Below are 26999 nucleotides of genomic sequence, written 5' to 3' on the forward strand. Positions count from 1 at the left end.
TATCTAGTTCTTTGACGGGTGGCACGCCGCAAGCGCATGCACTTCGGGCGAGGCAGCGACAGCCTTGTCAGTTACGAAATGCTCGTGGTTGGCTGTGATGCGTGACAGATCATAGATGTAGTTCACCATTGCACCTCTGGATTGCTGCAAACCCTTTTCGGACAGATCTGCGTCCGCATGGACCGCATGTATGGACGCTCCATTGCCCAAATGAAACCGCGCAACCGGGTCCACAGGCAATCCATCCGCGCGTTTTGCCTCAAGCAAGTAATGGGCAACACTGACCTCAATCGCTGTGCTGCTTTGCAAAAGCGGTTGCGTCTCCTTGTCCAGCCAACGTTTCAGGCCCGGCACGGGCGACAACGTCACGAATGTTTCGAGGCCAGAAAGGTCCCGCGACAGATCGGCGACCACTTGTTTGATCAGTGAGTTTCCGAAGGAAATTCCAGCGAGGCCGTCCTGACAATTGGAGATGGAATAAAAAACCGCGGTATCCGCCTCCTCTTCTTCAATCGGATCACGTCCGTCGGCCAGAAGGGTCTGAATGGAACTCGGGATGCCCCGGGTGAGCGCGACTTCGACAAAGATCAATGGATCGTCTGGTATGGCGGGATGAAAGAACCCAAAACACCTGCGGTCCGAAGGCTGCAATCGGCGACGCAAATCGTCCCAGCTGTCGATCGCGTGGACAGCTTCGTACGCAATGATTTTTTCCAGTATTTCTGCCGGGCTGGACCAATCAATGGGCCGCAGAACCAGAAAGCCGCGGTTGAACCATGATGTAAACAAATGCTGAAAATCGACATCAAGCGGTTCGAGCGTTGGCACGTCACGCATCATCCGCAAGAGGTCCTTGCGCATGGATACCAAGTGCTGAGTGCCCCCGGGCACCTGGTTCAAACGGCGCAACAACTCTTGCCGCTTCGGTTCGCTGGCGCGTACAAATTCACTGTAGCTGCTCTTTGAAGGGGTTTCCTTGTAGATCTTGAGGCTTTCGACAACATCCACAGGGTCAATTTCCAGGTCGTGCATCATGAACGCAAAGAATGCTTGCCTATGCTGATCGTCGCCGCTGCTATATTGCCGAAGAATAAGATGTGCGAGCGTGCTGCCTGACACTTCTCCACGCGCGCCAAGTAGGTCCCGGGACAGTTCTGTTATCGTACGGCCTTGGGCGTCAGATGAGACAGCACGTGCATAGCGCCGCTCGAAAACTGTGGAGATGAGATCAGCGAAGTAACTCATATCGCGGTGCCCATGACAGCGTTAGGCAGCCATGTGGCCAGACCCGGGAAGATACACAACAGGATGATCGCGATCACCATACACGCCACGAAAGGAAGCGATCCCTTGAGGATCGTTTTAAGCGAGATATCAGGTGCAATGCCGTTGATGACATAGAGGTTCAAGCCAACCGGAGGCGAAATCAGTCCGATTTCCATGTTGATGGTCAACACCACAGCAAACCAGATAGGGTCAAACCCCGCCGTTGTTATGATGGGCAGTAGGATGGGGGCCGCCATCAAGATCACGGCAACCGGAGGTAAGAAGAACCCAGCAATCAAAAGGAAAACATTGACGGCTCCCATAAGCACCCAGGGGTTCACGTCCAGTGTGCCAATCCATGCCGCAATGGACTGCGTGATGAACAGGCTGGACAACATGTAGGAAAAGACACCTGCCGCCGCGATGATGAACAGGATCATCACGCTTTCCTTTGTGCTGTCACGCAGCACCAACCACAGGTCCTTGGGGTTCCACAGCTTGTAGATGATCATGGCGATCATCAGGCACAGAAGCGCTCCGACAGCTGCTGTCTCAGACGGCGTCGCGACACCACCGTACATCGCATACAGCACGCCAATAATGATAAAGATGAATGGCAGGACCCGCGGCAGTATTTCGAGCCTTTGCCGCCATGTGTAGTTTGCGTGGGCCAGCAAGGCACGATCCCCGGACCGCCATGTCGAATACAAAGACCACACCATAAACAGACCCACCAGCAACAAGCCTGGGATGACACCAGCGAGGAACAGGCGACCGATAGATTGTTCGGTCGCGATGCCGTAGACGATCATGGTAACCGACGGAGGGATCAGGATACCAAGAGTGCCACCCGCCGCAATCGAGCCCGCTGCAACGCCATCGGGATACCCACGCTTGCGCATCTCGGGAATACCCATCTTACCAATCGCGGCGCATGTTGCGGGGCTGGATCCGGACATTGCGGCAAACAGGGCACATGCCCCTAGGTTCGAGATCACAAGCCCACCGGGAACGCGGGTGAGCCACCGTTCAAGCGCTTCGTAGAGGTCGGCCCCCGCCCGGGTTGATGCAATCGATGCGCCCATGATGATGAACATCGGGATCGACAACAGCGCGAAGTTGTCCAACTTGCCGAACAGGATCTCTGGCATCAATTCCAGCGAACGCACGCCGTCAAAAACCATGATGAAGCCTGTTGAGATAATCAGCAGCCCCAGTGCCACCGAAACACCTGAGAACAAGACCAGGATCGTGCAAACCGCGACAAGAGCACCAAGCGTGAGCGGGTCCATCACACGTCCTCCAGGCCGAATGGTTTTTCGATCCCAAGCAGCATGGCGACCATGTCGGCAACCAATTGCAGCAGGAAAAGTGCAAAACCGAATGGCAGCGCCAGATAGGGTATCCACAATCTGACGCCCCAAACCGTGTCCGAGCGCCAGTTCCGTTCCCAGGTCAGATGCCAGAACTCATAGCTGTACCACAGCATGATCGACACCATGATGATGGACAGGGATAGGGTGAAAACGGCGAGGGCAAAGCGCAAACGTTTGCTCAACGCCAGTGGCACAAGGTCTACGTTCACGTGCCCACGAAGACGCTGGACGTAGGGCAGGCCTACCAACGTTGCCCCGATGGCAAGATAGATAACCGCTTCTGTTTGCCAGATGGTCGATCCATTCAAAACAAAACGGATGAAGATCATCTGGCAAGTAATTGCAACAGCTGAAACAATCATCGCTGCAGAGCACCAACCCGCCAGTGTCGATAGTGCAGCCACAAAGCGCAGAAACGGATTGTTACCCGTGCGCGCTATCGCGGCGGAGCTTTGACCCGCCATCATGGAATCCTTGGAAAAAGATGTGTTTGTAGGGCCGCCAGATCAGGCGGCCCCGTAGAAGGGTATCACTCTACGGCCAACGCCATATCCAAAAGCTCTTGGCCGCCTTCGACTTCGGATACGAACTTGGCATAGGATGTTTCCTGTGCCAAAGCGCGCCAAGCCTTGAAGTCTTCCGGTGACATTTGCGCAATTTCGACGCCTGCGTCGCGGAATACTTGTTCAGATGCCGCGTCTTGTTTCTTAGCCTCTTCGAGATAGAAAGCTTGCGCTTTCGCCGATGCGTCAAGCAGGGCTTGCTGTTGATCGGACGTCAGCCCGTCGAAGCGCGATTTGTTCATGAGCAAGGGTTGATACATGAACCACAGGGCAACATCGCCCGCAGGCGTATAGCAACTGACCTGTTCGTAGATGCGGTAAGACACAAAAGACGATGACGAAGTGTTTGCCGCCGTCAGTACGCCTGTTTGCATCGCATTGTAGATTTCCGAAGATGCCATTGAAGCAATGGATGCCCCGGCACCCGCAAGCATTTGCTCAAAGGCCTTCCCCGCAGCGCGCGTTTGCAAGCCTTCAACGTCTTCCGGCTTCGTGATGCACTTGTCTTTGCCGACGAAGCCACCTGCAAGATAACCATGTACCAAGACCATCACATCATCATCGGCCATCTTCTCTTCGAGGGCTTCCATGAAAGGTGACGCGCTCAGGCGTGCGGCGTGGTCGTGGTTCTTAACCATGCCAGGCATGAGGGTCAGGTTGTAAGCCGGTTGTTGGCCGCCTGCATAACTAAGCGGCAGGACGGTCATGTCCAACTGCCCACGGCTAAGCGGGCGATACTGCTCGCGCGGTTTGAACAGCGACTTCGAACCGAAAATCTGTATCTCTAGATCAACGCCTGCGGCCGCCACCTCGTCGGCAACCATCTGGGCGACCTGATGGCGCACGTCCTTGTTGGACCATTGGTGTGATAGGCGAAGCGTTTCTGCACTTGCCGTCGATGCGGCCGCGACACATGTCACAAGTGCGGCAGCCGTCAGTGATTTGAAATTCATTTTATCCTCCCTAGGCGTGAATCAACGTTTGTGCGTTGAAACGGCGACTTCGACGGTTCCACACCGTGCATAACAAGTCAACTTTCTTGTATACAATATTAAGGTGTTTGCATTTGAGGGGGCAAATGGTACATCTTTTTCATGGATATTAGGCGCGCCGATCAGATTGCAGCATCCCTTGAGCAACTTGTTTTCTCGGGGGAATTTCGCGACGGCGAGCGACTGGACGAGTTGCGTTTGGCGGAACAGTTCCACGTGTCACGAACACCCATTCGCGAAGCGTTGCAGGTCTTGGTGACGTCTGGATTAGCTGAACAGGTGCCGCGTCGGGGGGTGTTTATACGACAACCTGGCCCGGTTGAGCTGATGGAAATGTTTGAAACGATGGCTGAAATCGAAGCAGTCTGTGGCCGCCTTGCTGCCATGCGGATTACTGATGAAGATCTAGAGGCACTGACAGCAGCAAACGACCGCTGTTTACAAGCGGCTCGAGAGTCCGATCCCGACGGCTATTATGCCGAGAACGAGATGTTTCATCAGATTATCTATCGTGCTGCAGCCAACAGCTTCCTCGAAAAACAAGCACTTCATCTGCAAAACCGTCTCAAGGCGTATCGTCGCATTCAACTAAGGTTCCGGGGCAGGCTTGACCAATCGATGAGCGAACACTCCAAGATCCTGCACGCCCTCAAAGAGGGAAATGCAGAAAAAGCTGCATCCGTACTACGCAGTCACGTGGCAATCCAAGGCGAGAAATTTCATCAACTTGTCGCAAGTCTGAAACGCTGAAGCTATCCGTTGCTCGCGAATGAGCTGGCTGCAAGAAGGAAATTCTTGAGGCTATAGCCAGCTATTGAGGCGCAAACCGCGCAAGGACACAAACAGACAAAACGAGTTCCGCACCCTTGTCCGGTCGTTTCGCGCACTGCATCAGGCACGTTCAAACTGTCTTCGTGCAAAAGCAGTGCTTTGCGCTTTAGCTGGCCCGCATCCCCATATCCCAAAAACCGACTTCCAGCCGTGTGGCCGTCGTAAACCGGTGCTGCAACCGAGACCATCGCGGCACATTTTGCGGATCATCACCCAAACGGCGCGCCACTGCGTCATCCATCATACGGCCGATTTCGACCATGACCGATTGGTAATCCTCGCCCGCATACGTGTTGATCCAATCGTTGTATGGTGTGTCGGAAGCGGCGCTTGCGGCCAAACGCGTTCCGATTTCTCCATAGCCAAAACAGCAAGGGGCTAAAGCCGCCATCAAATCGAGAAAATCACCCTGCAAACCGGCGTCCGTTACATAGCGGGTATAGGCGAGGTTCTCGAACTCCTCCGATGCGTTGAACAGTGTCGCTTCGTCTATGCCTTCGGCCGCGCATGTGCCGATGTGCAATGCCATCTCGTGATTGACCAATGCATCGACCGTGCGCGCGCAGGTTTTCATTTCAAGCTGCGTTTCCGCTTTGACGACGCCAAGCGACCATGCGCGAGAGAAGTGGACAAGAAAGACGTAGTCCTGAATCAGGTAGTGCAGGTAAGCAGATCGGGGCAGGGCGCCCGTACGCAAACCTTCGACAAAGCTGTGGTGCGTGTAAGCGTGCCAGGGGTCCGGACAGCCGTTGCGCCAAGCTGCAAAAGTGTGTCCATAGGGTTGTGCCTGTCGTTGACCCTGTCGGTTTGAAACTGAGGCTGTCAGCAGTGTCATGCGCGGTCTCCTTCGGATTGCGCATAGAGCGCAGCAAAGTGATGGGTTGGACCGTGCCCACTTCCAACCGACAAGTGGTCTGCTTGTGCGATAGCGTTCTTGACATAAGCTTTGGCCGCGGCAACGGATGCGCCAATGTTACTGCCTTTCGCCAGATGTGCAGCGATTGCCGAAGACAGAGTGCACCCGGTCCCATGGGTGTTTGGGGTTCTGGTCCTTGGACACTCGTACCAGCGGGCTCCCTGGGCCGTAACGAGGCAATCTGGACTGCCCGGGCCCTCAAGATGACCGCCCTTCATCAAAACAGCACTTGGTCCAAGTTGCATCAAAGCCTTTCCTTGCGCTTCCATCTCAGCGCGCGTGGTGGCCGTGGCCTTACCCAAAAGGTGTGCTGCTTCTGGCAAGTTGGGGGTCAGCAGCGCGGCCCGTGGCAGCAAATGACGCCTTACAGAATCTACTGCGTCCGGTTCCAAAAGTCGGGCGCCGCCCTTGGCGACCATAACAGGGTCAAGAACAATTGCGGCTTTGCATTGGGCAAGGGTGGCTGCAACAGCACGCGCGATCTCTGCATTTGCAATCATGCCAATTTTCACCGCGTCTACATGTATGTCGTCTAGAACCGTCCGTACCTGCGCAGCGACAAAGTCCGGTGGAACAAGGTGAACACCAGAGACACCTTGTGTGTTTTGCGCTGTCAGAGCCGTCAAAGCCGCCAATGCGTAAGCGCCATTTGCAGAGATGGCCTTTATGTCTGCTTGGATTCCGGCGCCACCAGATGGGTCTGACCCTGCAATACTCAGAACATTGGCTATCATGGATTCAATTCCACTTCTGAAAAAGCGCGCGCAGCATTGGTAACGTCGGACTGTCCGCAAATGGCGGAGACAACGGCCACCCCATCGGCACCACAGTCGCGCACTGCATCTCGGTGTTGTGCTGTGAGCCCTCCGATCGCGACAGTGGGGAGAGGCGAAAGTGCAACCAGCCCCGCCAAACCGCCAAAGCCGATAGGCTGCTTGTGATCCGGTTTGGTCCGCGTCCCAAAGACCGGGCCAAGACCCAGATAGTCCACGATGGCGGGATTGACCGCATGGACCGCCACGGCACTTTCACAAGACAATCCTAGTATTTTGTCAGGCCCCAAGAGTGCGCGTGCGTGGGCGGCTGACATGTCACCCTGACCGATATGGGCGCCATCAGCATCGGCGGCAATTGCGGCTTCAACATCGTCGTTGATGATCAATGGGATGTCTGTGCCCGACAGAACATTCTTCAAAACCCGCGCCATCTCGACGCGGTCTGCCGTTGTTGCCTGCTTATCGCGCAACTGAACCATCGTGACACCGCCCGCAACTGCATGTCGTACGGTGTTTTCCAAACCTTCGGCACTGCAAAGATGCGGATCAGTCACAAGGTACAAACGCAAACATGCTCGAATGTCTTTCATCATGACACCGCCTCGGCCAATTCGGCTGGTTGAGTGCTGGCTAGCGCGTCAAGGAAATGCATCTGAAAGCTTCCCGGCCCGCGTGCCTGAGATCCGGCCCGCAATCCGGCAACTTTGAAGTGTGAAAGCGCCCCGATTGCGGCATCGTAAGCAGGGCCGACTGCTGCATATGCGCCCATGAGTGCAGTCTGTGCGCATCCCAAGGCGGTGACGTTCGGCATGATCGGTGAACCGCCGTGAACCCGCGCAACCCTGGACCCATCCGTCACAAAATCAATTGGACCAGTGACCGCGACGACCGCACCAAATTGTTCCGCAAGAGAACGAGCTGCGTTCGCGGCTGCTTCAACCGTATCACCACTGTCCGCGCCTTTTCCCGCGCCTGTTTCTCCGGCTAGGGCCATGATTTCCGATGCGTTTCCGCGAATGATGGTTGGACGCAACTCCAGCAGTTCCTGAGCCGCGGCCTTGCGAAAGGCACTAATGAAATGGGCGACCGGATCGAACACCCAGGGAACCTTTGAGTCATTTGCCAGTTGCGCAGCCAAAGTCATGCTGGGCATCCACGAGGTGGACAGTGTTCCAATGTTGAGTGTCAGGGCTCCAACAATTGGAGTGAAGTCCGCAATTTCTTCTTTGGCATGGACCATCGCCGGAGAGGCACCGGAAGCAAGAACAACATTCGCGGCGACATTCATTGCAACGTAGTTGGTGATGCAATGCACCAAAGGATTCTGGGAACGGAGGGGGGTCAACAGGTCTTGGAACACCATGCAATCTCCTTTTTCGCAGGCGAAATCGGAGACCTGTCACTGATTGTAGAGTGACCTGTGACCTCCCTCCGCCAGCATTATCTGGTTCAGGTTCGAAGGGTACGTCTCAGCTTTGCAGCGCCCCTGGCACGTTGAGATGTAGGATGATGAGTTCGCTTAGTCAAACAAGCCAGAGCTCTTTTTTTGAATGGTCCGGAAATGGTTTGGCACTGGCAAACAAGAATCCGTTTATCGCAGCTGGGAGGACACCGAACCGCGCGATCCGCACAGCTGATTTCTTGCCACAGACGAATAGAACATGCACTCAGATGATGTTGGCCACGCCCGCGCGCAAACGTGACTGAACATCTATGCGGGCTGAAGATTGGTACGACCCTATTGCAAGGCGTCCTCCAGGCTTTTTGCCAGCTTCCCAACCAACTCGTCGATCTGACCTTCGGTGCAGATGTAAGGTGGCGCCAACAAAACGTGATCGCCATTCCTGCCGTCAATGGTCCCACCATTGGGATAGCATATCAGGCCATTGTCCATCGCCTTGGCCTTGATTGACTTTGCCAAGCGCAATTCGGGGTCGAAGGGAGTTTTGGTCTCTTTGTCTTTGACAAGTTCCAATGCGCGAAACATGCCGCGTCCCCGAATATCACCAACATGACTATGTTGCCCGAATTGCGCATCCAGCGCACTTTCAAGATAGTGTCCCATCCGTGCCGAACGGTCCACCAGCCCACCTTGGGTCAGCTTTTGTACAACTGCATTTGCTGCTGCGCAGGCGATTGGATGGCCCAGGTAAGTGTGCCCGTGCTGAAAGAACCCGCTACCGCGTTCTATGGCGTCGTGAATAGCGCCCGAACACAGCATTGCGCCAATGGGTTGGTACCCACCACCAAGACCCTTCGCAATCGTAACGATGTCAGGACGCACGTTTTCCTGTTCGCAGGCAAAGAATGTGCCGGTTCTGCCCATGCCGCACATCACCTCGTCAAGGATCAGGAGCACACCGTATGCATCGCAGATCTCGCGAATTCGCTTGAAGTAACCGCGCGCCGCGGCGACTGCTCCGGCAGTGGCGCCGACAACCGGTTCGGCAATGAAGGCTATGACTGTTTCCGGGCCGAGCCTCAGGATTTCATCTTCCAGTTCATTTGCTGCGCGCAGCGCATATTCGTCTCCGGTTTCGCCATCTTCTTGCAGTCGGTATGCGTAGCAGGGGGCGATATGTGAGGCGGACACCATAACAGGATCGAACGGCTCTCGCCGCCACATGTTGCCACCGGTTCCAAGTGCCCCCAAAGTGTTGCCATGATAGCTTTGGCGCCGGGAAATAAAGTGTTTGCGCTCGGGCTGACCAATCTCGAGCATGTATTGACGTGCGAGTTTGAGGGCCGCTTCGACCGCCTCGGACCCGCCAGACACAATGTATACCTTCTCAATCCCTTCCGGCGCATGAGAAACGAGACGCGTTGCAAGGCTTTCAGCAGGTTCTGACGTGAGAAAACCTGTATGGGCAAATTCCAACTTGTTCATCTGCGCGGACATCGCGGCGATGACATCGCCGTCACCGTGACCCAGGCATGAAACAGCCGCTCCGCCTGATCCATCCAGGTAGGATTTCCCTTTTGAATCAAACAAGTAAACCCCTTCTCCTCGTACTGCAACGGGCAGAGACGTTTTCGAGTTGCGCGAAAATACATGCGACATGGCTGATCCAGTGAAGTCCTAAGAGTGCCGCAACTGAAACAGATGAAACATGCGTTGACAATGACTGAAACAAAAGAAACACTTTCGTCATGTCCTGAGGGGGGCCATTTGGATTCGACTTATGAAACGCGGCTTTCTGCGCGGTACAGTGATCTGAGCGATACACTGCGCCAGGCAGCAGACTACCTCGCAAGCAACCCGGTCGACGTCGCATCGCGCACTTTGCGCTCTGTTGCGGCGGAAAGCGGGGTTTCTCCGGCGGCTTTTTCCCGCTTGGCGCGGGCGTTGGACTACACCGACTTTGAAGAGTTGCGTGAAGAACTGCGCACGAAAATCGGGCGACGAGTAAAGAATTTCGCAGAACGAGCTGAAAGGCTTCACGATCAACATCACGAAGGGCGCGCCAGTTTTGTGGATGCGCATCTGGCGGCGTGCCAGTCAAATCTTCAGACTTTCATGGATGGGCTTGATCTTGGTTCACTTGAACACGCCGTGGACAGAGTCTCGGCCGCCCGCAAAGTGATGCTGTTGGGTGCATTGGGGTCAACGGGAGTGGTGGAATACTTGTCGTATATGGCCAGCTTTTGTGCCGACAACTGGATGATGGCAAGTCGTATGGGCGCGTCACTGGGCGGTGGCATGGCGGGTCTGGACGAACGCGACGCTTTGATCATCGTGACGAAACCACCGTTTTCGGAACGTACAATTCAGGCAGCTGCCCTCGCGCAGCAGCAAGGTGTATACGTTGTGCTGATCACAGACACGCACAGATGTCCGGCGTTGAAACATGCGTCTGCACGTTTCATTGTGCCCACAGACAGTCCACATTTTTATTCATCTTACGTCGTGACCATTTTTCTCGTTGAAGCCTTCATCGGCGTGTTGGTCAGTCGAACAGGGCCTACAGCCAGAAAAAGAATTGCCGAGGTAGAAGCGGCCAATAGGGTGCTTGCCGAGGTTTGGGATCAATGATCTAAAACTGAGTATCAACCAAAGGGAGAACCTAATGTTCAATAATTTCAAGTTAATGGCAGCCGGGGTTGCGGTTGCAACCCTGACCGCGCCGGTCGCGATGGCGGAAGAGTTCATCACAATCGGGACTGGTGGCGTCACGGGTGTTTACTACCCAACAGGTGGCGCAATCTGTCGCCTCGTGAACAAAGGTCGCCGCGATCACGGCGTGCGGTGTTCTGTCGAATCTACTGGTGGATCAGTCTATAACATCAACACAATTCGTGAAGGCGAATTGGAATTTGGTGTGGCTCAATCCGATTGGCAGTACCACGCGTTTAACGGGTCTTCGCGCTTCGAAGAGGCCGGGGCATTCGAGGGGCTGCGCGCGGTTTTCTCAGTCCATCCAGAACCCTTTACCGTGGTTGCACGTGCAGATTCCGGGATCACAAGCATCGAAGATCTCAAGGGCAAGCGTGTGAACATCGGCAACCCGGGCTCCGGTCAGCGCGGCACGATGGAAGTGCTTATGGGCGCCTTGGGCTGGACCACTGACGATTTCGCACTGGCGACCGAGCTGAAAGCGGCGGAACAATCTGCAGCCCTGTGCGACAATCAGATCGATGCGATGGTGTACACTGTTGGTCACCCCTCGGGTTCGATCCAGGAGGCAACAACCGCCTGCGACTCTGTTTTGGTCGAAGTTGCGGGTGATGCCGTCGACATGCTGGTTGAAGAAAACTCATTCTACCGCACGGCGACGATTCCCGGCGGGATGTATCGCGGCAACGACAGTGACACGATGACCTTTGGTGTGGGCGCTACATTTGTCTCGTCCGCAGATGTATCCGAAGACGTAGTATATACCCTTGTGAGCTCCGTCTTTGAAAACATTGACGATTTCAAAGGTCTGCACCCCGCATTTGCGAACCTGGTGCCGGAAGAAATGGCATCGGCTGGTCTGTCTGCGCCGCTGCATGACGGCGCTGCAAAATACTACCGTGAACAAGGCTGGGTTGAGTAAAACCACCTATTTTTGATGAGGCCAAGGGCGTTTATACGCCCTTGGTATACAAAGCCGCCAAAAGAGCGGTGCGCGGGCACAAGCCAACAAACAATGGGGACACTATGACACAATCCGACAACCGAGCACTTAGCGAACAAGAGCTTCAGGAACTGGTTGCGGCCAGCGATAGCGGAGCCCGAAGCCCCACGGGGGCAATTGGAACAGCAATTGCGGCAGTCGCCCTGATTTGGTCGGTGTTTCAGGTTCTTCTGGCGTCACCCGCTGCACCCTACATTCTTCCTGGTGACCTCATTAACAACTCGCGCCAAATTCATTTGGCGTTCGCCGTTTTCCTTGCGGCAATGGCCTATCCACTGTTCAAGTCTTCACCGCGCGATCGCATACCGTGGTATGATTGGGTTTTGGGGCTGGGCGGTGCATTTCTTGCCCTCTATGGCTATTTTTTCTACGACAAGATCGTGGCGGCAGGGGGACTTGCCGATGCTGCGGATGCCAATTTTGCGTTGGCGGGTCTGACGCTGCTGTTCATTGCGGCTTATCGCACACTTGGCCCTGTGATGGTCATCCTAGCTGTTGTCTTCTTATGCTACGTATTCTTCGGTTCTTCAGAATGGGTCCCGGATCAAATCCGGTGGGCAGGTGCGTCCCTGCGCAAGGCGATGAGCCACATGTGGATCACATCCGAAGGCGTATTTGGGATTGCTTTGGGGGTCTCGACCAAATTCGTTTTCCTCTTTGTTCTGTTTGGCGCGTTGCTCGATAAGGCCGGGGCAGGGAACTACTTTATCAAAATGGCGTTTGGCGCTTTGGGCCACCTGCGCGGCGGCCCGGCCAAAGCGGCTGTTGTTGGATCAGCTGCAACCGGACTGATCTCAGGCTCTTCAATCGCAAACGTCGTAACGACAGGTACATTCACCATCCCGCTGATGAAACGCGTTGGCTTCAGCGCAGAAAAGGCTGGGTCCGTGGAAGTCGCTTCCTCTGTGAACGGCCAGATCATGCCACCCGTGATGGGTGCCGCTGCCTTTCTGATGGTGGAATATGTCGGCATTTCCTATGTCGAGGTGATCACGCATGCCTTCCTGCCTGCGGTGATCAGCTACATCGCACTGGTGTATATCGTTCACCTGGAAGCTGTGAAAAACAATATGCCGACAATCGGCAACAAGGTTGTCAGCATGGGGCGGACAATTGGCGGCATGTTCGCATTCTTTGCCGGTTTCGCGGTCCTGTGTTACGCGACGCAATACCCGGTTGGTTGGGTCGTATCGCTGTTCCCATCTGGGTCAGGTTTGGTCCTGTCGGTTCTGCTTGGGCTGATCTACGTCGCTTTGATTTACTTGGCATCACAAGTGCCGGACCTGGAGCCCGATGACCCGAACGCCGAAGTCGTGGAATTGCCGGATGTGGCAAAGATCTACAAGTCGGGACTGTACTATCTGCTTCCGATCATCGTTCTGGTGTACTTCCTTATGATCGAACGGAAATCGCCTGGCTTGTCCGCCTTCTGGGCGACCTTCCTGCTGTTCGGAATATTGCTCACTCAAAAGACTTTGAAAGCAACGTTCAGAGGCGAGGCTAACGCCATCAGTCGGCTCAGAGACGGCGTTGTTGATCTGATCGAAGGAATGATCGACGGCGCGCGCAACATGATCGGCATTGGTTTGGCCACAGCGACCGCCGGGATCATCGTCGGCACCGTGTCATTGACGGGGATCGGTCAGGTTATGGCGGACTTCGTCGAGTTCCTGTCGGGCGGAAACCTGGTCCTCATGTTGATCTTCGTGGCCATTCTGTCCCTCATCTTGGGGATGGGCTTGCCAACCACTGCCAACTACATCGTCGTGAGTTCGCTTATGGTGGCCGTTGTGGTCGAACTCGGCGCTCAGTCTGGTCTTATTGTGCCGCTCATCGCCGTCCACCTGTTCGTGTTCTATTTCGGGATCATGGCAGATGTGACACCGCCGGTCGGATTGGCCAGCTTTGCTGCGGCTGCCGTGTCAGGTGGTGATGCTATCCGAACTGGTTTCACGGCGTTCTTTTATTCACTACGTACCGTGGCCTTGCCATTTGTGTTCATCTTCAACACCGATCTTTTGCTGATCGATGTCACGTGGACGCAGGGCATCATCGTGTTTGTCGTGGCGACGATCGGGATTCTCGTCTTTACGGCAGCCACGATGGGTTGGTTCTTTGCGCGTAATCGCATCTGGGAAACTGTTGCGCTACTTGTGATCGCCTTCGCGCTGTTCAGACCGGGCGTGTTCATGAACCAGATCCAACCACCTTTCGAGGATATTGCGCCCGCAGCCTTTTCCGAGGCCGTTGGGAATGCATCCGTGAATGATCAGCTGAGGATCGTTGTCTCGGGTCCGGATTTCGACACTCTTGAAGTGAAGGATCTGACGGTGCCAGTCACCATTCCTGATGTCGACGGCGCAGAAGCACGCCTGGATCAGCTTGGTTTCTTGCTTGTTACAGATGGGGACACAATCATTCTAGAAGAACCGCTGTTCGGGACCGAGCTGGGCGATGCTCTGGGATCGTTTGACTTCTATGGCGACACGCCGGTTTCAATCAGTTCTGTTCGCGCGACTGCGCAGCAGTTACCGAAGGAACTTATCTTCATCCCCGCTCTGTTGCTCTTGGCAATGATCATATGGCTGCAAACCCGACGGGCGACACCGGCAGTGCGCGAAGGAGAAATGGCATGAAGAAAACAGTCTTATGTGCTGTCGATATCAATCGACCGCAAGATGAAGCCAAGGTCCTGCAGGCCGCAAAGCGAATGGCAGACATGGAAGGTGCACAACTTGATCTGATCACAGTTGTTCCGGATTTCGGTGCCAGTGTTGTAGGGGCATACTTCAGGGACCACCATGTTGAAACAGCACAGGATGGGGCTGCTGAGTTGTTGTCATCGTTTGGAGAAGAGGTGCTGGGCGCAGAGGTGAACCAGTCTGTTCGACATCTTGTTGCGACGGGCAGTGTCTACGAAGAGGTCTTAAAAGCAGCAGAACTGGATAATGCGGATCTGATTGTTCTCGGTGCCAACCGCCCCGATCTCAAGGATTTTTTGCTAGGTCCAAATGCAGCGCGCATTGTGCGGCATTCCAACTGCTCAGTCTACGTTGTCAGAAGCGATCGGTAATGTCTTAGAATTGACTGCTGGAGACGGCAGGGGGCTGTGATTGGCACGTACTGACGTCAAGCTTAAGACACACATAGAAAACCCTCCGACACTGGTCAAAGATCCGATGTCGGAGGGATGCTTGAAGTATAGATTGTTTTAAATTCCTTGACCTTTGATGTTCATCGACAGGTCGTTTGCATAGGTGCTTTGATGTGGATCAGCACTTGCCGAAAGATTTTGAAACGATCACCTTGCCCGCAACGCTAATGGTCACTTTTACACCCGTGGGGATGCCCCAGGTGGTGCAAATGTGCAGGCACGCTTCAGCAGCGGTTCCGTTCGGAATGATGCTTGGAATTGGGAAGCAATACTTGCCAAAGCCCAGTGGTAGGTTGATGCAGACTTTGCCATTTTCCACGGTGACCGATATACATCCAGCCGCCATGGCCAGATGGCCATCCTCTGTGACGCTTTCAGCCATCGCGTCCGCTTTGTCAGCATAGTGAGCCCGCGCTGCTTCAAGCGCTGCGGCCACCGCGTCATTGTCAAATTCATAAACCTGGTCAGCCATCTGTAATCTCCTTGTCGAAAGTTTTCATTGTGTGCGGATCAAACCCTGTTGCAGTGCTGGGCAACCAACCGTCACGACCCGCTCCAACAGCATCACCGAACATCCAAAAAATGTCTTGAAATCCAGGCGAAACCTTTCCGAAATGGAAAAGTCCTTGTTTCTGGCTGTGTTGGCTTGAGACTTCGGAAAGCTTTTCGAAGTCTTTCCGTATGCGAACCACCATTCCGTCCCTCTATGAACACAGAGAGGGGCAGGGGGCGTTTGTAGCCGCAATTGCAATGGGTCAGTCGAAACACATTTTTCGTTCGCGACGAACGCTACTGCTCGTCATAAACACCAAATACGGCGCTGCAGGATACTGGGTGTTCATGCGACGTGCGGCACGCATTGCATTCAGCCACACCATGGCAGGATTCACTATCCTATCGGCTGCGTAACAGAGGTCATAATTTGGTTGACCTTGGCTGATGTCATCCATGACCAATCGACCGGGGAGGGGGACCAGCGCTTGCTAGGCTCTTTGATGGTACAGTGCGAATATTGCGTCTTTGACCTGGCGGTTCACTGCAACGTGGAGGGCCTTCATTGGCTCACTTCCCCCGTCAACATAGTTCCAACAATGTAGTGAGGCTTGATGATCGTGAAAACACATCTCCACCAAGACCTCAACTTCGGGGAAACGAGCATCATAGCCCTCATGATGGGCGCGCTCCCACACTCGCCACGAATGCACATAACCTTCTGATTTGAGATGGCCACAAAACGCATCAAACGCATGTTTGAAAGAGGGAATTGTTTGCTCATCTCTCAAATTGAACGCTCCAAACATTGAGCAATTGCCTGAATGTGAGCCGCACATTGATCCCTCGTGGTCTGCTGTGGCACTTGCAGAATAACGGCTTGGTGCGGTCCAACACGTTTGGTCGCGACCAAGATCCGATCGATTCCGCCCAACGTTATCTCGACCACGCGACCTGCAACGTGCCGTTCGTTGCTTGGGCGTGAAACCGACCGAATGCGAATAAACTCGACTTTTACTGCGACTGAACCAATGGCGGCTGCGAGAGTTCCTCATTCTCACAACTTGGGACAAACCGCCGTTGAGCAAATCTTGTTTGTTGCTTTCATTCCTGCGCCTCAAGACGTGTAGAAACGATCTGGTCATCAAGCTTGCCAGCACCGGTTAGGAATAAAGCAATGCATGTGGCGGTTTTGTCGGACAACTGTCAGTGTGAAAACTTGAAGCCGCATGATCCTCAGGCTTTTCCGCTTCTGCATGACAACAGCCAACCACTTGGGCTGCGGCGAAAATGCAATCCTCGCTTTGCGAAACACCGAGCTTTCCAGAGAGCGTGAAGACAGTTCAGGAGGATAGGGTCACCACCAATCTGCACTGTCTTTCGGAACTGGAATCACAAGCTCTTGGAATTGCACCAGCGGTAGTCTGTCATTGTCCGCCACGATCGTGGTCGCAAACACGGTCAGCAAGAACTTGAGACTGCTGTCGGGCGATTGTGCGCCTGTGGTGGATTGCCAATTGGACAGGTTTGATGCGATTTGGCCCGCCAGGCTCTTTTCGTCACCCGGATCAACTTTTCCAGCGACTAGGAACACCGGCAGGATACTGTAAGCACTGCTACCATTGTTCGCCATCACCTCATACCGATACGCAATCGAGCTTTCGGTCTCCAGCGGCGGGTTTGTGCCGTTCTGGACAGAGTCTGCTGGCGGGGTGGTCAGGCTGACAAACAGGGCCTCGATCGCCTCGGCCAACGTAGACTTCGGATCAAGGTCGATCTGGTCGGGCGCGCTGTTCAATGGAACAATCGGCGTGGGCCACGCAACCGTTTCCGTGCGATAGACAAAATCCGGATTTGTTTGCTGTGGCGGAACTGCGAGGTTGCGGTTGCGCTCTGTAAACGCGCTTGGCAGCACGTTTTGGTAATCAAGCACATACAAGTCGTTCCATTGCAGCGTCAAACTGCGTTCAGATTTGCCGCCATCAGGTGAATAAATTGCCACGTCAGCACTGGCGGACTTGAACGTGTAACCCATGATCGTTGGCCAGGGCGGCGTGCCACTTGCGCGTGACCACGCTGCTTTTACCTGCAGATCCGTGTTGCTTTCGACATTCTGGATCTCAAAGTGCCAAACCTCAGTGTCGTCGTCCGGCTCGACCAGGTTCAGCCCACCAAGATGAGGTTCAGGGGGGTGCCAGCTGCTCCAAGTTGCCGCAACACCTGCTATGATGGAGCTAAAGTCCTTGAGCGCATTCACAGATTCAGCCCCGCCATCGGCAGGCAACTGCTCGATCTTGGGTTGGAGTTGTGGATATTCATACACAAATCGCGCCAACGCATCGAACAGGTCATTGGGCGGATCACGCCCGTCGTTCGCAGCCAGCAGGGCAGCGTCAGGAGCGGAACCGGGCACCGTAGTCGTCTGCAACTGGTTAAACGTTAGCGACAGATTCAGAGTATCCTGGTCAGCAGCCGAGCGTTCGACCTGCAGCTCATAGTCCCAGACCAGCGCGTCCTGAATGGTGCTTACAGTTGTCTTGGCTTGCGCTTTGGTCGACAACAGTTTCGGCAGGGGTGGATAGCTGCGCAGCGGGATCGGGATACGTGTTTCGCCAATCGGTTGCGTCAGAGTGTTTTCTTGTGCCTGCGGCAGATCTCCGGGGTTTTGTTGCAAGACAAAGGTCAGCCAGCTTGACGGAACATAGCCGCGATCCGATGCCTGACCATCACGCTGATGCTCCAGCTGGTTTACCTCATAGTTGAGGTCCAGATTGAAGGCGCGTTGTGCTTCCGGGTCACTTGCGGATGCCAGGAAGTTAAGCCAGTTCTTATGATCGGCGGTCGTTTGCACCAGAGGAAGGGTCGACGGTGTCAATGCGTAAGGCAACGTACCCGGGTCCCCCTGTCCTGGGACCTGCACGGCGCCATAGAGCTGTGGCGGCAGTGTAGAATCCCCATTCGGTTCAATCGAACCGTTGAGGTTCACAATCGCCTCCAGCTGCGTCAGCGTCGAGAAGCCGTAGTCGTTGGCCAGCGTTCGCAGCAACGCTTGCCGCCAGGTCTCTTTGGCAGACTTGGGATCGCCCGTGCCGTCCGGTTCGTCGTAAACATATGTGATCTTGTCCGAAATCGAGCCAGCCAAGGTCTCTTTGTTCTGGACGAAGGGATCATACAGCTCGTCCTCACGGCTGGAGTGATCAGCAACTGCCGGGGCCATTATCGGGCTGAAAATAGTTTCCACCGTGGTCAGGAACAACGCCCCCCACTGATCCATATCCGTGCTGTTGAAAATGCGGTTGACCAGGTCGTAGCCTTTTTCCGATCCGCTGGGATTGCCATAGTCCTTCAGGTCCGGCACATCCCGTGTGATCAACTGACGGCTAAGTGGTGTTGGGGCATAGAAGATCGGCTCCGGCTTGCCATCGTCACCTTTGACGATCTCAACTTCGGTGCCCACACCCTTGCCCCAACGCTGCAACCAGATGCTGCGGCGACCGAAGCGTTGGCTGGTGATATCGCTGTTCTGACCGGTAGCAACCTTGACGACACCGACCTTGTCATCGAACGGGTAATAGGCCGTCTCGAATTTGTCAGCAAAGCTCGTCAGACCCGAAGGATCGGCTTTCTCGCCGGTGTCCTCGACCGGCTGCAATGGAGAATTGACCAAGCGGACTTCGGGCGCCTTGTCAGCGATTTCATCGGAGACATTGGCGCGCTGCAGTACCAGGCTGACAACCAATTCTTGCAAGTCACCTGCCCAGTTTGCGGGCTGGGATTTGTCGAGCGGCATGGCGAGCGTGACCGGGGCAGGTGCATCGCCACTGCCGCCCGCTCGCAACCAATCCAACAGCGGTTTCACATAACCGACCAGGCCCGAAATTACACTCGCCCCCGAAGTCAGTGCACCCAAAGGGGTCGGCGCCAGCGTACCACCGGTGTCCACGGCAGCGCTGGTATTGGGTTGATCTGTCAGTTGTTCGTAAATCTTGGCGTATGCTTGTGTCGTCACCTGCAACTGTTCCGCATTCACCTTGCCCTCGGAGTCCTGAATCGTCGACGGGTCGAATGACATTCGCAGGCCCAGCTGTACGCCACCCTTATCTTCGACTGCGTAGTAGACTTGAGTGCCCGACCAATCGGCCAGCCCCATCAAATCATCGTTGTAGACAACCTTAAGGTCGGTTGTGTCCATCAGCGATGCAGGTACCGAGTTGCCGAACACATCCTCAATCGAGATACGAACGGTAAACACATCATCAACCGCGCCATAGCGGTTGTCGCTGCCCACCAACTGTGCAGTTTCAAATGCCTTTGAATAAATCCAGGTGACTGTGTCAGCATCGGCGCCGCTTTCGTCATTGGCGTTGATCGGACGGCTCCAGTTCGCATTGGGTTGGGCTGTGCCATTGATCTTTTTGATCCGATAGCTGACCATCTGGTACAGTCCCTGCAGGAAGTCTCCGCTGCCTGCGTCTGCCTCGTCCGGGGCATTGTCCCAAGTGATCGACCAGCCCACCGAACCACCGGCATATGCAGCGGTGTATCCTTGGACAGGAGTGCCCTCGGAGTTTTCGGCTAAGGTACTGAAGATCGCCTTGCCATTTTCAGGGGCCGATCCGATCAGCGCGTTTTGGTAAGGTGCAGCGGGTGTAATCGACCCTTTGCTCCCGAACTGCACGACCAGTGCCAGATCAGCAGGACCGTTCTGGAACATGTTCAGGTCAAGGCCTTCAACCTGTAAGTAGAAGCCCGACGAATGCACAACGGACACTTCCCAGGTCAGACGCAGGAAACGGGCAAATTGGACACCACCTTCGCCGGGTTTCGCCCAATTGAGGCTGGGAGTCGGATCACTCTCCACACCAGTATTCGCTTCAGCCACCGCCTCTGCGGCAGCGACACCAGCAGGTGTACTTACGGTTGACAGATCCGTGCGCACGAGAACCCGTGGCGTTTTTGCAGAGGCCCAATTGCCCCGGCTTTCGCTTACCAGCAGGTTGATGGAGTTCACGGCCTCGTTGCCAGCGTCGATCTCGTCCAACAAGGCTTGCAACATCGCCCGGTTGGCTTCGTCCGTGCCAAGCAGCGAAAATGTATCGACGAGAATGGCGCCGGGCTCCACTGCGTCAGGGTCAGGTATTGATGCCAAACGGATCGGCAGAACCAGTGCGCTGTCCGCTTCCCACGGAGTGCCACCAGTCGACAAATCTGTTTGTTGATCGGCATCTGCCTCACCTCCAAACAGTTGGTTGACCAGCCATGGCCCGGTTGTGGCGCCGTTGTCTTTGCGCCAGTCACGCACCGACTGGACCACATCTTCGGACAAGACGCTGATGATGTATTCATCCTCTCCATCAGACCACTTGTTGATGTTGTTCATCGGGAAGATCAGCGGTTTCTCAACCAAAGCGCGCAATGGGCCCACAGTCCACGGCGGTGACACCGGACCGCTGGTGTGTACCATCGACGGCTCAAGGCTGGACGTTGCATCATCTGCAACCTTGACCCATTCAGGTGTATCCGGCGTGCTGGTTAGCCGCGCGTTCAACACCCAGGCGTCATCCTTTTTGGCAAGCGGAAACTGCTGGCCAGTAAGGACATAAAGAGCCTCCAGTTTGCTTGTGTCGTTGGGATCCGGCAGACGCACGCCGCCCATCAAGAAACGCGAGACGAAACCGCCCAAATCATCAATGCTGATTTCACTCAATGCCGTGGCCAGATCGGGCGCGCCGGTTTCGATCAGCAACTGAATGACCTGCTGACCCAGCAGGTTGAAATACTCGTCGAACACCAAGCCGGCTGTCGATTCCTCGACTCTTTCGGATGCTTGCAGAATGTCGCCGCCGCCGAAGTAAGCCGCGACAATGGCGGAATAGTTCGACGGCAGGCGCAAATGCCCAAAGCTGGCGATTGAGTCACGCAACGAAGCGTTCATCACCTTGCCACCGTTGTACTCCAGGCCCAAGCTGTCAGGCATTGCCATCGATACAACGGCTGTATCTGCGGCGAATGCGGTCTTTCCGATGTTGAATATGAACGTTTCGGACAACGCTGCCAGTATGGCTGCACGATCGAATTCACCACTTTGCAAAGCGGTTTCGGTTGTCACCAACTGTTCGTGGAACGTGGTGGACGCGCCTCCATAGGCGTCGATAAGCCAACTCGACAACTCTGATGCAAGAACGCCAAAGGGGCTGTTTAGACCACCCGACTCCAGCACTAAGGTCGCTACGCCTTGCGGAGCCCAGTTTTCGGTCGAGTCATTGGTCGCAATAGCCGTGGGTTGCAGGACAAAGCCCACATCGATCTGGGTCTTGTCTTCGGCCCTGCGCGTGTGAACGCCTTTGGACAGTCGAGCCCACGGTGCCTGACCGGGAATGGCCATCGCTTCGCGCAAATCCTGCGCTTCCAACGGACGGCCGGAATTGACCGCTGTCGGGGTCGGTCCGCTGAGTTTTGCAACTGCCGACCCGTTTCCGATAACGGTGTCGATAAGATCCAGCTTGGCTTTGAACGAGAATGAGATCTTCACGAAAACGATCTTGACCGAGGCTTTCGCAACGACTTCTGCGGTCAACTTCAACGGCGACGAGTGCGCTGTTTCAATTGCAAAGGCCACGGTCAGCGAAATGGTCAGGGACACATCCACCGCAATGATTTCGAAATCGACTTTTCCGAAGACATTTCCAGTCAATGAGAGGCTGACGCCCCACCACCAATAGTCGACGCCTGTCTGGGTCATCTTGCCATCGAACGATGCCAGGAACCCTTCGATTGTGCAGCCGAGCATAAGACTTGCTCCGGCCTTGAGCGGGCCTTTCTCGAACTCCTTGCCGACGCCACCAGCAATCCCAAGACCAAAGGTCCAGATCAGGTTGAATTCGGTGCTGAACTGATCAGGGGCGGCAGCGCTGCTGAGTTTGCCCAGGTAAAACCCCGCCTTGACGATCAGTGGCAATGGGCCCGCTTGGAACTGCACCGTAATCGGGTGGGCCGTTGCGCCGGTAAATGGCCATCCGACGGCAAATCGCCAATCGCCGTTGGTCCAGATCGAGATGCTGAAATTGGGCAACGATAGCATAACCGCGCCCAATGGTATGGTGCCCAGATCGAGATAGATGTCTGCTGAATATACACCCACCTCATCGCTGACTTTGCGATAGATGATCGTAAAGGTGAAACCTTTGACCTTGCCCAGGAATCCGCCTTCGTCATCCTCCTTGTCATCGTCGGCCAACACGGCGGTGCCATTGCTTGCAACCAGCTCCTTGCCGCCGCCACCTGTGCCACCGCCACCATCGTCCGGATCCTTTTTCTTTTGCGGCGTAATGTTGATCTGCAGGCCGTAGAAACTGGAATCGATCAGAACAGTGGTCAGCTTGAGGCTTTGGTATTTGAACTGCAGTGCAAAGGCGATGCCCGCGTCCGAATTGTAGAGGTCGAGGTTGGCAAAGATCAGCCGCGCCACCTGTTCGACCGTCTTGTCAGTCATCAGGTTCAACTGATTGAACACCTCGGTGATCACATTTGGATTGGTCGGGTCAGTCTTGATTTCGAAAGATCTGCCCAGATAGCCCTGTGGTACGTCCACCAGCGTCACGCTGATCGTTGGCCCATCCCAGTTTGTGTCCGTGGATTTACCGATCCAGAACAGTGAGTTGCGGCCACCTGGGTCGCCGGGCGCACCAAAGATGCCCAAATCCTTGGGGCCGACGCCGTAGCTCAGGAAGAAATTCAGCAACATCGATTGGAAGTGCATGAACCGCAGCATCGAGACATAGGTCGTCTCGCCGAATTCGAAGCGGTCGAGCTGCACATATTCAAAGTCTGACGCAATGACGCCTTCGAACATGAACCCTTTGGGTCCTGAAATCTCGGGGGGCAGGCGCAGGATCACACCGACCTGTTTATCCGGATCCGTGGTCTCCGGGTCCCAACCGATCAACAGAGTGGCTGTCAGGTCGGTCTTGAACGACGCCAGCATACCGAACGTGCCCAAGGGCACTTCAAACTGGAGACTGTAACGCGGGGCGCCAGTGTTGGTCCCGCTGCCCGTTTTGACCTGCCATTCCCCTATCTCGGATGGGGTCAATCCGTCGGGGGAGCGCACTACTGCTTCAATCGTTCCTGGGAATGTGCGCTCAAAACTGTGGTCCCGCGCCTCGCTCAGCATCTGGTCCACCTTAATGCCGGTCAGGTTGGTCGGGATACCGTCAACTAGATCGGCAGTGTTGTCAGCCTTGATACAGGTCGTCATGTCAAAGCCGTAATCGGTGATCGCCAAACCCTTGGTGGGGAGGTTGTCGGCAACCTCACCATAGGAAAACAGATCGCCCGCAATGTTGTCCTTGAATGCCAGTAACCCACTGATACGGAAGGCAGAGGCGGCGATGACTTTGCAATCGTCGGTACCATCGCGCCGTGTGACCGGCACCAGCGTTGCCTCGGTGATTGATTGGGCCACAAGAGCGGTAAACGTGTCGCCGGTGTCGTCATAAACGAAACTGCGCTCGTCTTTAGTCGAGAACAACAGCGATCCGGTGCCATCCTCGAACAGAGTATAGACGCCGTCGATGACAATGGTCCCGTATTCGGGATAATCCATCACTGGCCCCGGCTGCAGGGTTACACTGCTGCCGAACAGTTCTTTGATGCTGAACGCGATCTGGGAGTCGAAAACCGCCAATTTGCTGTTGGCGTATTGCACATTCAACAGCAGGACTCGGAAATCGGGGAATTCGGTCGGCGGTGACTCTGGGATAGTATAGGGTGGGTTCAGCTTTGCGGAATCATAGTTGATAACCGAAAACAGCGAGCTGTGCTGAACAGACGTCACGCTGTCCATATCCTCGACGCGATTGATCGTAATGCCAAAATGGTGCGCCAGAAGTTGACCCTTGATCCCTCCCAAAAGGATCTGGATGTCCAATGGCAGCTCATCGTATTTGAGCGGACAGTTGAACACCAGGATGCCATTCCAGTTGGGATCATCAATTGTCTTGCGGAAAGCGTCGAACAGATCGCCGCCGTCGTCAGCCGCCTTCACGTAAGCCAGCAACCGGGCCTGAACATCTGATTTGGTCGCACCGTCTTGGATCAATGTAGTCCAGGTGTTGTCATCCTCGATCAGTTCACGTGCCGTCACACCGGGTACAAATTTGAAGATCGAAACCGCCTGATTGTCGGCATTGCCCATTTGAACATCAAAGGTGAAGTCACCCAGCTTGATGTCTTTGTCGGGAAACGGCTCGAACGCAGCCTGATCCGTCGCAACAAGAAAAAGGCTGTCGTTCAATACAGTGTTCGAAAACGTTGGGTTGACCACGCCGTTGCTGTCTTCATCCGAGGTCAGTTGCAGAAGCTGGTCGGGGTTTTGTGGACTGCGGGCGAGGATCAGGTTCTTGATCGTCCCTGCAGGTGGCGTACCACCGTCGACGGGATTCAACTCAGCCAGCAGGCCAAGAGGTGTGCGCGCATAGCCGCCATCAAAGGCCAGGTTGGTGGATGTATCGAAGAAAATGGGTCCGTAGTCGACACTGAAATGTGGTTGCAGCGTATTCCGCCGGTCAGGCGACACCACTTGCCGTTCAATGGCAGACAGTTCCTCTGCGGACAGGTTGGCGTTGGGATTTACAATCCCTTCGTCCTCGTCGGAATAGAACACCCCCCCATAGGGCAGCATAGGGAAAGCCACGTCCTGGTTCGCTTGTTGGAACTGCAGCAGGCTTGCTCCCACCGCGATCGGGAACTCGTAACGCGCTTTCGCTTTGTCCAACTCACGTCCGAAATAGGTCGAAGACGACGCCTGCGCACAATAGCTGGTGTCGACCACTTCAACACCAGCAGCCGCATCAAGTGTTGACTGTTTAAGCACACGAATCCAGCTTGTGGTCAGTGCGTCGTCAAGGGTTGTGGGCGTACCATTTTGCGGGTCATAAGACGTGGCAAAGGCGGGTTTGCCCGCTTCAAACACCAGCCGGTCACCGGGTTCGACAAGGACGTATTCGGTTCCAGCCAAGCCGCTGCGGATCTGCACACGTTCTTCTGAGGTCAGACCGTCGCCCGAACCTACCTCAAACTCACCCACCGGGCACAGATACCGGTCACTTTCCTCCGCCCCGGTATTCTTGGCAAAGCCAAACCCGCCCGTCAGATCCTGTGTTTTGGGGACCGCAGGCGTGATCGAAACCGGCGCATTGGTCGTACTGGACAGGTAGTGCGAGATCAGAGCACTCTGCTTGCTCAAATCAAGCGCCATGCGCGTGCGTAGGTCATTCAGCGGGGCCAGCGGTTGCAGGTAGACGTTGAAAAACAGGTCCTTGACCCGGATGGGCCCGGGATCGGATGCCGGTGTGAACAGTGGGTATTGCGCGGCATCAGCGCCCGCAGCATCCGGACCATAGAAAATACGCTGCAACCCCGCGTACTGCTGGCCGAGCTCGTAGTGGCTCCAGTCCCAGGCGAAGGTCAGCGTGCCGCGGTGATTGCCGGACAAAGGCAACACCACTTGCGTCGGACGCGTGCCGACGGGCTGCGGCAGGTCGTTCTCGACGATCTGCACCAAAATGCTCTCTTCGCCTGATGCTTTGTCAAACTTTATGGCGGGAGCATCGATATCGAGTGAAATCCGCGTGTTACGCCGCAATTCCAGTTGCCATGTCCCGATCTGCAACGTCGCGTTTGTCGGCACTGCATATGCGGTTGACGATGCAACAATATCATAGGTGTCAGAAGCATGACGCCATGCAACACGGGAAAACGTGGTGGGTTCTCTGGTGAGAACACCATTCAGTTCCGCCAGCAGATCATTGGGGTCAACGTCTTCGTCAGAAAAGACATAAGCACCAGTGCTGTCGTAGCTTTCGGATAAGGTCAGTGTATCCGTCGTACTTTGACCTTCGAACAGATAGTAGTAGGTCAAGGCAACATGCCCGTCGCCGGACCCGTTGTTGCTGGCGACATATAAAGTCGCTTTGTCATCGGTTGCGGCCAATGCGAAAGTGATGTCATCCCCGCTTTCATGCGGAACAACTGCCGGTGCCGAACGGGTTGTGAACAGCGCAGGATCCGGTTCAGCCTCCTCGATCACGGACTTCGCGATCGTCTCGTTCTCATCAAAGAGGAGAACAGTGATCTGAAATCCGTCCGTTGTCACCGTGTTGCGCGGCTGAAGGCTGTTGTCGAAAACGATGATCTGCACATCGAGAACGGTTTTGACTTCAGGTCCGACTTCGATAACGTACGTTATCGTGGCGCCACCATTGATATTGACGATCAACTCGTTATGGCCGATGCCCAGAACATCACGCTGTGGCGCCGAAGCCCACCCATATACGGTGGTCATGTCCAACTGCGCCTCTTGGAGGTCCAGCCCCTTGATATGGCGTTTGCCACCCTGGTTCAAAACCAACTCGACATCGCTGACCGAACCATTCAGAAAATATGCATTCGCCATAGCTCATCACCCCCAAAAAACGTGCGGTAACGGGAAAACACCCGACCGGAAAATCTACCGG

General features: G+C 55.1%; 19 protein-coding genes and 1 riboswitch. Of the genes, 5 read left to right on the top strand and 14 right to left on the bottom strand.

Translation table 11 applies throughout. The annotated features are described in order from the left end of the window. Positions 1-3: 3 nt before the first annotated feature. The 4 genes from IE087_RS18135 to dctP form a co-directional block, all read right to left on the bottom strand. On the bottom strand, positions 4-1245 hold the full coding sequence (locus IE087_RS18135; RefSeq protein WP_189370781.1) for a malonyl-CoA decarboxylase: 1242 nt from the start codon (positions 1243-1245) through the stop codon (positions 4-6). After that, a complete protein-coding gene (locus IE087_RS18140) occupies positions 1242-2558 on the bottom strand; it encodes a TRAP transporter large permease (protein ID WP_189370782.1) in 1317 nt (438 codons plus the stop codon). The genes IE087_RS18135 and IE087_RS18140 overlap by 4 nt, the downstream gene beginning before the upstream one ends. Further along, positions 2558-3106, bottom strand: a complete 549-nt coding sequence (locus IE087_RS18145) for a TRAP transporter small permease (protein ID WP_189370783.1) — start codon at positions 3104-3106, stop codon at positions 2558-2560. The genes IE087_RS18140 and IE087_RS18145 overlap by 1 nt, the downstream gene beginning before the upstream one ends. A gap of 65 nt (positions 3107-3171) precedes the next feature. Next, positions 3172-4158, bottom strand: a complete 987-nt coding sequence (dctP, locus tag IE087_RS18150) for a TRAP transporter substrate-binding protein DctP (protein ID WP_189370784.1) — start codon at positions 4156-4158, stop codon at positions 3172-3174. Between the two features lie 141 nt (positions 4159-4299). Between dctP and IE087_RS18155 the strand changes: the two genes are divergently transcribed. Continuing rightward, positions 4300-4947, top strand: coding sequence for a GntR family transcriptional regulator (locus IE087_RS18155; RefSeq protein WP_189370785.1), 648 nt, complete (start codon positions 4300-4302; stop codon positions 4945-4947). Positions 4948-5134: 187 nt separating this feature from the next. Here IE087_RS18155 and IE087_RS18160 read toward each other — a convergent pair whose 3' ends face one another. The 5 genes from IE087_RS18160 to IE087_RS18180 all read right to left on the bottom strand — a co-directional run bounded on the left by IE087_RS18160 (position 5135) and on the right by IE087_RS18180 (position 9781). Beyond that, entirely contained in the window at positions 5135-5863 is a 729-nt protein-coding gene (locus IE087_RS18160; RefSeq protein WP_189370786.1) for a TenA family protein, read from the bottom strand. Beyond that, on the bottom strand, positions 5860-6678 hold the full coding sequence (gene thiD / locus IE087_RS18165) for a bifunctional hydroxymethylpyrimidine kinase/phosphomethylpyrimidine kinase (RefSeq protein WP_189370787.1): 819 nt from the start codon (positions 6676-6678) through the stop codon (positions 5860-5862). The genes IE087_RS18160 and thiD overlap by 4 nt, the downstream gene beginning before the upstream one ends. Continuing rightward, entirely contained in the window at positions 6675-7310 is a 636-nt protein-coding gene (gene thiE, locus IE087_RS18170; RefSeq protein ID WP_189370788.1) for a thiamine phosphate synthase, read from the bottom strand. The genes thiD and thiE overlap by 4 nt, the downstream gene beginning before the upstream one ends. Beyond that, positions 7310-8083: a hydroxyethylthiazole kinase gene (gene thiM, locus IE087_RS18175; RefSeq protein ID WP_189370789.1), complete on the bottom strand. Its 774-nt coding sequence runs from the start codon at positions 8081-8083 to the stop codon at positions 7310-7312. The genes thiE and thiM overlap by 1 nt, the downstream gene beginning before the upstream one ends. Before the next feature lie 45 nt (positions 8084-8128). Then, positions 8129-8218: riboswitch (TPP riboswitch) on the bottom strand. Between the two features lie 240 nt (positions 8219-8458). Continuing rightward, the gene (locus IE087_RS18180) at positions 8459-9781 is read right to left on the bottom strand and encodes an aspartate aminotransferase family protein (RefSeq protein ID WP_189370790.1); all 1323 of its coding nucleotides are present in this window, start codon (positions 9779-9781) and stop codon (positions 8459-8461) included. Positions 9782-9889: 108 nt separating this feature from the next. Between IE087_RS18180 and IE087_RS18185 the strand changes: the two genes are divergently transcribed. The 4 genes from IE087_RS18185 (at position 9890) to IE087_RS18200 (ending at position 14910) form a co-directional block, all read left to right on the top strand. Further along, positions 9890-10753: a MurR/RpiR family transcriptional regulator gene (locus IE087_RS18185; RefSeq protein WP_229801448.1), complete on the top strand. Its 864-nt coding sequence runs from the start codon at positions 9890-9892 to the stop codon at positions 10751-10753. A gap of 34 nt (positions 10754-10787) precedes the next feature. Further along, positions 10788-11756, top strand: a complete 969-nt coding sequence (locus IE087_RS18190; RefSeq protein ID WP_373296533.1) for a TAXI family TRAP transporter solute-binding subunit — start codon at positions 10788-10790, stop codon at positions 11754-11756. Between the two features lie 104 nt (positions 11757-11860). Then, positions 11861-14473 (top strand): TRAP transporter permease, encoded by a 2613-nt coding sequence (locus tag IE087_RS18195; protein ID WP_189370792.1) that lies wholly within the window; start codon positions 11861-11863, stop codon positions 14471-14473. Further along, complete coding sequence (locus tag IE087_RS18200; protein ID WP_189370793.1) at positions 14470-14910, top strand: universal stress protein; 441 nt, start codon at positions 14470-14472, stop codon at positions 14908-14910. The genes IE087_RS18195 and IE087_RS18200 overlap by 4 nt, the downstream gene beginning before the upstream one ends. A gap of 199 nt (positions 14911-15109) precedes the next feature. On the opposite strand, the gene IE087_RS18205 is transcribed toward IE087_RS18200, so the two are convergent. From IE087_RS18205 to IE087_RS18220, 5 genes are all read right to left on the bottom strand, one after another. Further along, positions 15110-15463 (bottom strand): hypothetical protein, encoded by a 354-nt coding sequence (locus IE087_RS18205; protein WP_189370794.1) that lies wholly within the window; start codon positions 15461-15463, stop codon positions 15110-15112. Next, a complete protein-coding gene (locus IE087_RS18210; protein ID WP_189370795.1) occupies positions 15456-15686 on the bottom strand; it encodes a hypothetical protein in 231 nt (76 codons plus the stop codon). Before IE087_RS18210 ends, IE087_RS18205 begins: the two co-directional genes overlap by 8 nt. 60 nt (positions 15687-15746) lie before the next feature. Next, positions 15747-15941: a hypothetical protein gene (locus IE087_RS18215; protein WP_189370796.1), complete on the bottom strand. Its 195-nt coding sequence runs from the start codon at positions 15939-15941 to the stop codon at positions 15747-15749. A gap of 33 nt (positions 15942-15974) precedes the next feature. Continuing rightward, on the bottom strand, positions 15975-16628 hold the full coding sequence (locus IE087_RS23795; RefSeq protein ID WP_373296534.1) for a DUF6614 family protein: 654 nt from the start codon (positions 16626-16628) through the stop codon (positions 15975-15977). 212 nt (positions 16629-16840) lie between these two features. Next, on the bottom strand, positions 16841-26938 hold the full coding sequence (locus tag IE087_RS18220) for a hypothetical protein (protein WP_189370797.1): 10098 nt from the start codon (positions 26936-26938) through the stop codon (positions 16841-16843). Between the last annotated feature and the right edge of the window lie 61 nt (positions 26939-26999).

The organism is Tateyamaria omphalii, assembly GCF_014651375.1.
GTDB lineage: Bacteria > Pseudomonadota > Alphaproteobacteria > Rhodobacterales > Rhodobacteraceae > Tateyamaria > Tateyamaria omphalii.

Coding starts and splice junctions, on each gene's coding strand:
- IE087_RS18210 (WP_189370795.1), bottom strand. CDS start 15,686: ATGGTGGTTCGCATACGGAAAGACTTCGAAAAGCTTTCCGAAGTCTCA.
- IE087_RS18160 (WP_189370786.1), bottom strand. CDS start 5,863: ATGACACTGCTGACAGCCTCAGTTTCAAACCGACAGGGTCAACGACAG.
- thiE (WP_189370788.1), bottom strand. CDS start 7,310: ATGAAAGACATTCGAGCATGTTTGCGTTTGTACCTTGTGACTGATCCG.
- thiD (WP_189370787.1), bottom strand. CDS start 6,678: ATGATAGCCAATGTTCTGAGTATTGCAGGGTCAGACCCATCTGGTGGC.
- IE087_RS23795 (WP_373296534.1), bottom strand. CDS start 16,628: ATGACCAGATCGTTTCTACACGTCTTGAGGCGCAGGAATGAAAGCAAC.
- IE087_RS18180 (WP_189370790.1), bottom strand. CDS start 9,781: ATGTCGCATGTATTTTCGCGCAACTCGAAAACGTCTCTGCCCGTTGCA.
- IE087_RS18195 (WP_189370792.1), top strand. CDS start 11,861: ATGACACAATCCGACAACCGAGCACTTAGCGAACAAGAGCTTCAGGAA.
- IE087_RS18200 (WP_189370793.1), top strand. CDS start 14,470: ATGAAGAAAACAGTCTTATGTGCTGTCGATATCAATCGACCGCAAGAT.
- thiM (WP_189370789.1), bottom strand. CDS start 8,083: ATGGTGTTCCAAGACCTGTTGACCCCCCTCCGTTCCCAGAATCCTTTG.
- IE087_RS18190 (WP_373296533.1), top strand. CDS start 10,788: ATGTTCAATAATTTCAAGTTAATGGCAGCCGGGGTTGCGGTTGCAACC.
- IE087_RS18220 (WP_189370797.1), bottom strand. CDS start 26,938: ATGGCGAATGCATATTTTCTGAATGGTTCGGTCAGCGATGTCGAGTTG.
- IE087_RS18145 (WP_189370783.1), bottom strand. CDS start 3,106: ATGGCGGGTCAAAGCTCCGCCGCGATAGCGCGCACGGGTAACAATCCG.
- IE087_RS18215 (WP_189370796.1), bottom strand. CDS start 15,941: ATGGATGACATCAGCCAAGGTCAACCAAATTATGACCTCTGTTACGCA.
- IE087_RS18140 (WP_189370782.1), bottom strand. CDS start 2,558: ATGGACCCGCTCACGCTTGGTGCTCTTGTCGCGGTTTGCACGATCCTG.
- dctP (WP_189370784.1), bottom strand. CDS start 4,158: ATGAATTTCAAATCACTGACGGCTGCCGCACTTGTGACATGTGTCGCG.
- IE087_RS18205 (WP_189370794.1), bottom strand. CDS start 15,463: ATGGCTGACCAGGTTTATGAATTTGACAATGACGCGGTGGCCGCAGCG.
- IE087_RS18155 (WP_189370785.1), top strand. CDS start 4,300: ATGGATATTAGGCGCGCCGATCAGATTGCAGCATCCCTTGAGCAACTT.
- IE087_RS18135 (WP_189370781.1), bottom strand. CDS start 1,245: ATGAGTTACTTCGCTGATCTCATCTCCACAGTTTTCGAGCGGCGCTAT.